Source organism: Aquabacterium sp. (assembly GCF_014378415.1).
In the GTDB taxonomy this organism is placed as follows: domain Bacteria; phylum Pseudomonadota; class Gammaproteobacteria; order Burkholderiales; family Burkholderiaceae_C; genus Aquabacterium.
The window spans coordinates 1-8,502 of record NZ_JACMNS010000142.1 but is presented as its reverse complement, the minus strand read 5'-3'; the positions used below and the strand labels follow the sequence as shown (position 1 = coordinate 8,502).

At 61.9% G+C, this 8,502-nt stretch carries 11 protein-coding genes; 2 read left to right on the top strand and 9 right to left on the bottom strand.

The genetic code is table 11. The annotated features are described in order from the left end of the window. Positions 1-236: 236 nt before the first annotated feature. From H7225_RS12980 to yaaA, 3 genes are all read right to left on the bottom strand, one after another. Complete coding sequence (locus H7225_RS12980) at positions 237-422, bottom strand: hypothetical protein (RefSeq protein WP_290662462.1); 186 nt, start codon at positions 420-422, stop codon at positions 237-239. Between the two features lie 136 nt (positions 423-558). Continuing rightward, positions 559-1,395, bottom strand: a complete 837-nt coding sequence (locus tag H7225_RS12975; protein ID WP_290662461.1) for a 2OG-Fe(II) oxygenase — start codon at positions 1,393-1,395, stop codon at positions 559-561. A gap of 18 nt (positions 1,396-1,413) precedes the next feature. Then, positions 1,414-2,190 (bottom strand): peroxide stress protein YaaA, encoded by a 777-nt coding sequence (yaaA, locus tag H7225_RS12970; protein WP_290662463.1) that lies wholly within the window; start codon positions 2,188-2,190, stop codon positions 1,414-1,416. 104 nt (positions 2,191-2,294) lie between these two features. Between yaaA and H7225_RS12965 the strand changes: the two genes are divergently transcribed. Together H7225_RS12965 and H7225_RS12960 are read left to right on the top strand one after the other, a co-directional pair. After that, positions 2,295-2,834 carry a gamma carbonic anhydrase family protein gene (locus tag H7225_RS12965; protein WP_290662460.1) on the top strand — a complete coding sequence of 180 codons (540 nt, stop codon included), beginning with the start codon at positions 2,295-2,297 and terminating at the stop codon, positions 2,832-2,834. A gap of 5 nt (positions 2,835-2,839) precedes the next feature. After that, positions 2,840-3,832 (top strand): Hsp33 family molecular chaperone HslO, encoded by a 993-nt coding sequence (locus H7225_RS12960; protein ID WP_290662459.1) that lies wholly within the window; start codon positions 2,840-2,842, stop codon positions 3,830-3,832. 9 nt (positions 3,833-3,841) lie between these two features. Here the strand turns inward: H7225_RS12960 and H7225_RS12955 are convergent, their stop codons facing one another. From H7225_RS12955 to H7225_RS12930, 6 genes are all read right to left on the bottom strand, one after another. After that, positions 3,842-4,486, bottom strand: a complete 645-nt coding sequence (locus H7225_RS12955) for an ATP-binding protein (protein ID WP_290662458.1) — start codon at positions 4,484-4,486, stop codon at positions 3,842-3,844. Further along, positions 4,479-5,138, bottom strand: a complete 660-nt coding sequence (pnuC, locus tag H7225_RS12950) for a nicotinamide riboside transporter PnuC (RefSeq protein ID WP_290662457.1) — start codon at positions 5,136-5,138, stop codon at positions 4,479-4,481. The genes H7225_RS12955 and pnuC overlap by 8 nt, the downstream gene beginning before the upstream one ends. Continuing rightward, positions 5,138-5,461: a cell division protein FtsB gene (gene ftsB / locus H7225_RS12945; RefSeq protein WP_290662456.1), complete on the bottom strand. Its 324-nt coding sequence runs from the start codon at positions 5,459-5,461 to the stop codon at positions 5,138-5,140. Before ftsB ends, pnuC begins: the two co-directional genes overlap by 1 nt. A 62-nt stretch (positions 5,462-5,523) precedes the next feature. Further along, positions 5,524-6,807, bottom strand: a complete 1,284-nt coding sequence (eno, locus tag H7225_RS12940) for a phosphopyruvate hydratase (protein WP_290662455.1) — start codon at positions 6,805-6,807, stop codon at positions 5,524-5,526. Between the two features lie 33 nt (positions 6,808-6,840). After that, a complete protein-coding gene (gene kdsA / locus H7225_RS12935) occupies positions 6,841-7,695 on the bottom strand; it encodes a 3-deoxy-8-phosphooctulonate synthase (RefSeq protein ID WP_290662453.1) in 855 nt (284 codons plus the stop codon). Then, on the bottom strand, positions 7,692-8,502 hold an 811-nt coding region (locus H7225_RS12930; protein ID WP_290662451.1), incomplete at its 5' end, for a CTP synthase. The genes kdsA and H7225_RS12930, both read right to left, overlap by 4 nt.

Genomic DNA, 8,502 nt, shown 5'->3' with positions numbered 1-8,502 from the left:
GTGGTGGTGGCCGTGCGGCTCCTCGCAACAACCGTTCACCGCGCGCTGGAGACTCACGGGGCAATGGCGACAAGCGTGGTGGTGGGGGGGGGGGGAAACGCGGGGGGGCGGCGGCGGCACCGGATCGAACGCGCTGATCCAGAGACGCATCCTGTTTGGACAATAAAAAACCCAGCAATGCCGGGTTTTTTATTGAGCGCAACCTCTTTGGAAGCTGCGCCAACGCTCGATGCGAATTACTTCGAGGCTGCTGCCGAAGCGGCTTCAGCCTTGTGAGCTGCCTTCTTGGCGTGGTGCTTGTGCTTCTTGGCAGGCTTGGAAGCCACGGCCGAAGCTTCAGGAGCGGCAGCAGGAGCAGCGTCAGCGGCGAAAGCGCCAACAGCGAACATCGAAGCGATCAAAGCGGCGATCAGTTTTTTCATGGAAAAACTCCAAAGGATTTGAATAAGGTTAGTGTTCAGATTCAAGTGACCCCGAATCTGTAGATGCTCAACGCGGGCCGAAATACACCGGTTGACAGACCGTGCATGAATTTTCGAAATTTCTTTCGAACCCGCTTCATTCAAAGCGCTGTTCACGCAACCATTTGGTGGCCACCCATTTCTCGCCCGCCAACACCGGAGCGCCACCATGCAGCGTTTGCGTCATCGGGTGCGGCAAGGCGTAGCTGAAGAACACCGCATTGCCCGCCACCGCGCTGACCTGAAAACCCACGTCCGGAAATATGGTAGCGCCGCCTGAGGCAGGGGTATTGAGGTAGGTCACCAAGGTGGCCAAGCGCTGCCCCCCCCGGCGCAAAACAGCCGGGGTCCCAGGCTGGCTGGGATCGAAATAGTCGTAATGCGGCTTGTACTCGGCACCAGGGCCGTAACGCAAAATCTGCAGCCCCTCACCGCGCTCCACAGGCCAGTTCAACAAAGCCGCCATGCGCGCCTCGACACGCGCGCACAGCTCGTTCTCTGCCCGCGCGAAGAACATGCCCTGGCTGGTGCGTGCCACGTTGACTTCACTGCCCCCGGTGGCGTTGATCACCGTCTCTGAGCGAGCCAGCCGCGGTTGCGCCAACTCAATCATCTCGTGGCACTCCTGGGCCGACAGCAGCCCCCCCAGCACCAACACTCGGGGCCGCGCCATGCTGGCCAGCACGCTCACCTCGCGGTCATGGGCCCACACGGTGGTGCCCCCAGCGCTCATCACTACCTCGGGAAAAGGGCGGCTGGCCTCGATCATGGGCAAGGCTTGATCCTTCAGCGTGTTTTCAAGCGCCGCCAGCGCGGTGTCTTCGCTCCAACCACTGGCCTGCATGGCACTGATCACCGAATCGGCACTGTGCCCGGCCGTGGCCTGGTCAATGATCCATTGGCGCAATTCGGGTGTGATGACCTGCTCTGGCATGTCGCCCTCTCTGATCAGTCAAGATTCCAATCGGCGCCTGAATACCAGGCGATCGGGCTCGGAGGCATCCTCCGCGTAGGCGTAGCCCTCGGCGGCAAAAACGCGCAAATCCTTCAGGGATTTGGCCCTGTGGACGATGGCATGGCGGGCCATCAAGCCGCGCGCGCGCTTAGCGTGAAAGCTGATGACCTTCCAGTTGCCTGACTTCCAATCCTCAAATACGCATTCCACCACGCGCCCGGTGAGCGCCTTGCGCTTGACGGCCTTGAAATACTCTTGCGATGCCAAGTTGATGATGAGCTTGTCGGGCTGTTGTGCCAAGCGGTCGTTCAAATGCAGGGCCAGGGTGTCACCCCACCAGGCGTACAAATCCTTGCCGCGTGAGTTGGCCAGTTTCGTGCTCATTTCCAGCCGGTATGGCTGCATCCAATCCAAGGGGCGAAGCACCCCGTACAGGCCACTCAACATGGCCACATGGTCTTGCGCCCAATCCAGGTCAGCCTGCTTGAGGCTGGCGGCATCCAACCCGCCATAGACATCGCCATTGAATGCCAGGATCGCCTGCTTGCTGTTCTTGGCGGTGAACTTAGGGCGCCAGGCCCCAAAGCGCGCCACATTGAGTGTGGACAAGGCATCGCTCAAATCCATGAGCGATGCGATTTGCACGGGCGTGTAGGGCCGCAGCACCTCAATCAACTGCGCGGCCTCATTGGCGAACACCGGCAAGGTGTGTTGGTCGGTGGTGGGGGCGGTCTCGAAATCGAGGCTTTTGGCGGGGGACAGCAGGATCAGCATGTTGGTGTGTTTGGCGGGCATGAAACCCATGACTCAGGGCATGATAAAGCGACTGCGCGCACCGGCGCCCTAGAATAAGGGCACCTCGTCCCCACATTGAGTCCATGGCCTTTTACAGCATCAAGGACAAGCGTCCGCAAACCCACCCTTCCGCCTACGTTGCCGAATCGGCCGACGTGATCGGCGAGGTGCACCTGGCCGAGGGCAGCAGCGTGTGGTCCCAGGCCACTTTGCGGGGCGACAACGAGCCGATCCGCATCGGCGCGCGATCGAACGTCCAGGAGTCATCGGTCCTGCACACCGACATCGGCTTTGCGTTGACCGTTGGCACCGACGTGACGATCGGCCACCAGGTGATGCTGCACGGCTGCACCATCGGCGATGGCGCCCTGATCGGCATCCAGGCCGTGGTGCTCAATGGCGCGGTCATTGGCAAGCGGTGCCTGGTGGGTGCCGGTGCCCTGGTCACCGAAGGCAAGGTTTTTGACACCGAAGGCATGCTGATCCTGGGCAGCCCCGCCAAGGTCGTGCGCCCCCTGACCGAGATGGAACTCGCCCGCATGAGCATTGGCACCGCCATGTATGTGCAAAAAGCGGGTGAGTTCAAGACAGATCTGGTGCGCATTGACGCCACCCAAGAATGAACGAGATGACGACGGAACTGCACAAATTTTTGTTCGATGGCTTGCCCGTGCGCGGCATGCTGGTTCGCCTGACTGATGCCTGGCAGGAAGTGCTGCGCCGCCGCGATCCCAGCGAAACCTTTGAAGAACCCGTGCGCCAGTTGCTGGGCGAGATGGCGGCTGCCGGCGTGCTCATGCAGGCCAACATCAAGTTCAACGGTGCCGTGGTTCTGCAGATTTTTGGCGATGGCCCGGTGAAGGTGGCCGTGGCCGAGGTGCAACCCGACCTGGGCTTTCGCACCACGGCCAAGGTGGTGGGCGAGTTGCCATCGACCGACTCGGGACACCTGCCTTTGGACGTGATGGTCAACGTGGGTGGCGAGGGCCGCTGCGCCATCACGCTCGACCCGCAAAACCGCATGCCCGGCCAGCAGCCTTACCAAGGCGTGGTGCCCTTGCATGGCGACCAGCGCGAGCCTTTGCTGCAATTGAGCGAAGTGCTGGAGCACTACATGCTGCAGTCCGAGCAACTGGACACCAAGCTGATCCTGGCCGCCAATGACGACATTGCGGCGGGCCTGTTGATTCAACGACTGCCCATGCAAGGCGCTGGCAACCTGGCCGGTGGTCAACCACGCCTGGACGAAGACGAGATTGGCCTGAACGAGGCCTACAACCGCATCGCCCACCTGGCGGCCACCCTGACGCGTGAAGAACTGCTCACCCTGGACGCCGACACCATCTTGCGCCGGCTGTTCTGGGAAGAAGACGTGATCCGTTTCGACCCGATGAAGGGCCTGGAAGGACCTCACTTTGCCTGTACTTGCTCACGCGAGCGGGTGTCCGGCATGTTGCGCAACCTGGGCCGCGAAGAGGTTGAAAGCATCCTGACCGAGCAAGCTCAGATCGACGTGGGTTGCGAGTTCTGCGGCGAGCATTACCGGTTTGATGCCGTGGATGCTGCCGAGCTGTTCACCGAAACGACCGACCATCCGCCGGGCTCCAGCAGCTTGCAATGATGCGCGGCGTCAGGCTCGGGGCAGCCAATGCTGCTTTTCGCAGTCGCCGTCATCGCATTTCTCGCACACCCAGCGCCACCGGGGGCGGCCAGCATTGTCTTGGGCCCGCTGGGCGGCTGACAGCGATTGCCTGACCGCGAGCAAGGCCTGCCCCAGGCGATGGGCGCCCTGCCCCGCCACCACGGAAAACGATAGCCTCGCGCTCACCAGGTGCTGCCGAATCAGGCTGTCCACCGGCTCACGGACATGGGCACCGTCGCGCTGCAAGCCGTCGGCCTGCCAGGGCAGGTCCAGGGCGGTCAGCAAAGTCAGGTCGGCAAAGGCGTGGTCGATCAGCGCTTGCGCATACAGGCTTTGGTCATTGAACAAATGATCGCTGTAGACCGCCGTCATCAAGGCAGTCGTGTCGGCCACCACCACGTCGTGCACCTGCGCTGCCTGAGCCACGCGCAAGGTCTGCGCCTGAGCGATGCCGATCTGCTCGTGAGGATAAGGTGTGCGGCCACGTTCATCGCAAAATTCGCGCAAGACCTCGGGCACCATGAGCGCGTTCACGCCCTCGACCTGCAAGGCCTGGGTTAGGCCTGAAGCCAGGGTGGTTTTGCCCGTGCTTTCCGCCCCGACGATGGCAATGATGATGCATTGATCAGCCACGCTGAGGCTCGAGCGCAGCGTGGCGCCGCCATTGCTGCCAGCCCGCCACCGAAAGCACCGCGAACAGCCCATACAGGATGACCGTGAGCCACAAGCCCTTGTGGCCGAACAGGATCATGCTCACGATGTTGACCACCAGCCAGGTCGACCAGTTCTCGATGTACTTGCGGCCCAGCAACCACTGGCCCAGCAGGCTGGCGGCCGTGGGCAAGGCGTCCAGGTAAGGCACGTCGGAGTCGGTGGCGTGGTCGAGCAGCAAACCCAACAGTGGCCACATCAGCAAAGTGGCGCCCAGCGCCCACTGGCGGCCACGGCGGCCCAAGACTTGGGGCCTCAAGGACGCGTTGGATTGATCACGCCCCCACACCCACTGCCACCAGCCCCAGCACGACAAGACCACGAAAACCAGTTGCAAGGTGGCCTCGCCATACAGCTTGCTGCGCGCAAACAGCACGCCGTACAGCAAGGAGCTGACGATGGCCAAGGGCCACCCCCAGGGATTGACGCGCAGATTGAACAACACCATGCCCACTGACAGCACAAAGGCCCAGACCTCCAGCTGCGAGACGGGCACACCCCAGGCGGTGAACAGTGGCGCTAACCACGGATCAGCCCAGGCAAACAGGTCGGACAGCGGTGCGTTGTTGAGCATCAAGGCGTGGCAGCGGAGGCCTCGCCAGCGGTGGCTGATGCTGGCGGCTGCTTGGTGGTGGTCAGCTGCACGAAAATCTCGTCAGGCTTGATCATGCCGAGTTCGGTGCGGGCCTTTTCTTCGACCATTTCCAGGCCTTCCTGCAGGTCTCGAACCTCGGCCACCAGTTGCTCGTTGACGGCTTGGACCTGGTCATTGAGCTTTTGCTGATGCTGCACCTGGGCCCGCAAGGACATGACGCGCGGCACGCCACCCTTGCCGAACCAGAGTTCGGCATGCACCACGGCCAATAAGGCCAGGAGGACGATGGTAGCGACGCGCATGAAAAAAGATTATCAATCAGGATCGAATGCAAAACGAGGCCCTGAGGCCTCGTTTTCTTGAATCAGCGCAGGTTGTAGAAAGCGCTGCGGCCGGGATACACGGCCACGCCGCCCAGATCTTCTTCAATGCGAAGCAACTGGTTGTACTTGCTCATGCGGTCTGATCGGCTCATTGAACCGGTCTTGATCTGGCCCGCGTTCAAGCCCACCGCGATGTCGGCGATGGTGTTGTCTTCGGTTTCGCCCGAGCGGTGGCTGATGACGGCGGTGTAGCCGGCGCGCTTGGCCATCTCGATGGCGGCAAACGTTTCGGTCAGCGTGCCGATCTGGTTGATCTTGATCAGGATCGAGTTGGCGATGCCCTTGTCGATGCCTTCTTTCAGGATCTTGGTGTTGGTGACGAACAGGTCGTCGCCCACCAGCTGAACCTTTTTGCCCAGCACTTCGGTCAGGTGTTTCCAGCCAGCCCAGTCGCCTTCGGCCATCGCATCTTCAATGCTGATGATGGGGTACTTGTCGACCCAGGTAGCCAGCATGCTGGTCCACTCTTCGGCGCTCAGGCTCAGGCCTTCGCCTTCAAGGTGGTACTTGCCGTCTTTGTAGAACTCGCTGCCAGCGCAGTCCAGGCCCAGGGCGATCTGCTCACCGGCGATGAAACCGGCCTTGTCGATGGCTTCCAGGATCAACTGGATGGCCGCTTCGTGGCTGGCCACGTTGGGGGCGAAACCGCCCTCGTCGCCCACGGCCGTGCTCATGCCCTTGTCGTTGATGATCTTCTTCAACGCGTGGAAAACTTCGGCGCCGTAGCGAATGGCTTCCTTGAAGGTGGGCGCGCCCACCGGCAGGATCATGAATTCCTGGATGTCCAGGTTGTTGTTGGCGTGCGCGCCGCCATTGATGACGTTCATCATCGGCACGGGCAGTTGCACTGCGCCCATGCCGCCGAAGTAGCGGTACAGGGGCAGGCCGGATTCTTCAGCGGCGGCACGGGCCACGGCCATCGAGACGGCCAGCATGGCATTGGCGCCCAAGCGGCCCTTGTTCTCGGTGCCGTCGAGGTCGATCAGGGTCTGGTCCAGGAAGGCTTGCTCGGAAGCATCCAGGCCCAGCACGGATTCGGCGATCTCGGTGTTGATGTGTTCAACGGCCTTGAGCACGCCCTTGCCCAGGTAACGGGACTTGTCGCCATCGCGCAGCTCAATGGCTTCACGCGAGCCGGTCGATGCGCCCGAAGGCACGGAGGCACGGCCCATGACGCCGCTTTCCAGCAGCACGTCGCATTCGACGGTGGGGTTTCCTCGGCTGTCGATGATTTCGCGGCCGATGATGTCAACGATGGCACTCATCCAGTGATCCTCAAAGCGTTTTGATGTTGAAAATTAATTGAAATCGTTTTCCAAGAAGCCGTTCTTCTTGGTGATGCGGTCCAGCTCGACCAAGGTGGCGAGCAATGCCTTCATGTGCTTGAGCGGTACGGCGTTGGGGCCGTCGCTCATGGCATTGGCGGGATCAGGGTGGGTCTCCATAAACAAACCGGAGATGCCCACCGCCACGGCCGCGCGCGCCAACACGGGAACGAATTCACGTTGACCACCCGAGCTGGTGCCCTGCCCGCCCGGCAACTGCACGGAGTGGGTAGCGTCGAAGACGATCGGGGCATTGGTCTCGCGCATGATGGCCAGCGAACGCATGTCGGACACGAGGTTGTTGTAGCCGAAGCTGACACCGCGCTCGCAGGCCATGAACACGTCGTCGGGCAGGCCTTTTTCGCGCGCAGCGGCACGGGCCTTGTCGATGACGTTTTTCATGTCGCCAGGGGCCAGAAATTGACCCTTCTTGATGTTGGCGGGCTTGCCGCTCTGGGCCACGGCACGGATGAAGTCCGTCTGGCGGCTCAAAAACGCGGGCGTCTGCAGCACATCAACAATGGAGGCCACCAAAGGCACTTCGGCCTCGGTGTGCACGTCGGTCAGGATGGGCACATTCAGTTCGCGCTTGACCTTGGCCAGGATCTCCAGGCCCTTTTCCATGCCCGGGCCACGGAAGGACGTGCCCGACGAACGGTTGGCCTTGTCGTAGCTGGACTTGAAGATGAAGGGCACGCCCAGCTCAAGGCAGATTTCCTTGAGGGTGCCGGCCGTGTCCATCTGAAGCTGCTCGGACTCGACCACGCAGGGGCCGGCGATCAGGAAGAAGGGCTGGTCCAGGCCAACGTCGAATCCGCAGAGCTTCATGCTGTGCCTTTCTGGGCTTGATGGTGTTCGAGCGCGGCCTTGATGTAGCCGATGAACAGCGGGTGGCCGTCCCACGGGGTCGACTTGAACTCGGGGTGGAACTGCACGCCCACGTACCAAGGGTGAACCGACTTGGGCAGCTCGACCATCTCGGTCAGCTTTTCACGCTGGGTGATGGCGGAGATGATCAGACCGGCCTCTTGCAGGCGATCAAGGTAGCGCTCGTTCGCTTCGTAACGGTGGCGATGGCGCTCGATCACGACCGGGCCATAGACCTCGTAAGCGATCGTGCCGGGCTTGACGTCCGAGCTTTGCGCGCCCAGGCGCATGGTGCCGCCCAGGTCGGACGAGGCATCGCGCTTTTGCACGGTGCCATCGGCATCCAGCCATTCATCGATCAGGGCAATGACGGGGTGCGGGCTGGCAGGGTCGAACTCGGTGCTGTTGGCGTCAGGCAGGCCGGCCTTGTGGCGCGCGTATTCGATCGTGGCCACTTGCATGCCCAGGCAGATGCCCAGGTAAGGGATGCCATGCTCACGGGCGTATTGCGCCGCGACGATCTTGCCTTCGACGCCGCGCTTGCCGAAGCCGCCAGGCACCAGGATGGCGTCGTACTTGGCCAGGGTGCCCGCCGTTTCGGGCGTGAGGGTTTCGGAGTCAACATACTCGATGTTGACGCGGACATGGTTGTGGATGCCGGCGTGGCGCAGCGCCTCGTTGAGCGACTTGTACGAGTCCGACAGGTCGGTGTACTTGCCGCACATGGCGATGGTGATGGCGCTCTTGGGATGCTCGACCTCGTAGACC

What these genes read in the sequence shown, in the direction of transcription:
- kdsA (WP_290662453.1), bottom strand. Translation starts at nt 7,695, where the DNA reads ATGAAGCTCTGCGGATTCGACGTTGGCCTGGACCAGCCCTTCTTCCTG.
- pnuC (WP_290662457.1), bottom strand. Translation starts at nt 5,138, where the DNA reads ATGCTCAACAACGCACCGCTGTCCGACCTGTTTGCCTGGGCTGATCCG.
- yaaA (WP_290662463.1), bottom strand. Translation starts at nt 2,190, where the DNA reads ATGCTGATCCTGCTGTCCCCCGCCAAAAGCCTCGATTTCGAGACCGCC.
- H7225_RS12960 (WP_290662459.1), top strand. Translation starts at nt 2,840, where the DNA reads ATGACGACGGAACTGCACAAATTTTTGTTCGATGGCTTGCCCGTGCGC.
- H7225_RS12980 (WP_290662462.1), bottom strand. Translation starts at nt 422, where the DNA reads ATGAAAAAACTGATCGCCGCTTTGATCGCTTCGATGTTCGCTGTTGGC.
- H7225_RS12965 (WP_290662460.1), top strand. Translation starts at nt 2,295, where the DNA reads ATGGCCTTTTACAGCATCAAGGACAAGCGTCCGCAAACCCACCCTTCC.
- H7225_RS12975 (WP_290662461.1), bottom strand. Translation starts at nt 1,395, where the DNA reads ATGCCAGAGCAGGTCATCACACCCGAATTGCGCCAATGGATCATTGAC.
- ftsB (WP_290662456.1), bottom strand. Translation starts at nt 5,461, where the DNA reads ATGCGCGTCGCTACCATCGTCCTCCTGGCCTTATTGGCCGTGGTGCAT.
- eno (WP_290662455.1), bottom strand. Translation starts at nt 6,807, where the DNA reads ATGAGTGCCATCGTTGACATCATCGGCCGCGAAATCATCGACAGCCGA.